We start from the raw sequence: 279 nt of genomic DNA on the forward strand, positions 1-279 counted from the left end.
GCTGTAACGGCCTTCTGCGTTACTTCTGCGACAACTTCCTTAACTGTAGGCTTCACCTCTTTGCTGACCGGCTGTTCAGTCTTAGCACCTGGTTCAACCACAGGAGCTTTAAGGCTTTTCATCATTTCATCAGCTTTAGCAGCATTTTCTTTCTCGTTCCTAGCTAGCTCCTCTTGGCTTGGCTGTACTTCCGCCACACTAAGCTCAGCCGAGCTATCAGACATCGCACTATTGTCCTTCTTATCAACTGAAGCACAGCCAGCAGCTAAACTGATGACT

The 279-nt window shown here is 48.0% G+C and carries 1 protein-coding gene; it reads right to left on the bottom strand.

What is annotated here, in order from left to right; translation table 11 throughout:
• On the bottom strand, positions 1-224 hold a 224-nt coding region (locus tag A3761_RS27180; protein WP_197472899.1), incomplete at its 3' end, for a hypothetical protein.
• Positions 225-279: the final 55 nt, after the last annotated feature.

It is taken from the genome of Oleiphilus sp. HI0123 (assembly GCF_001635315.1).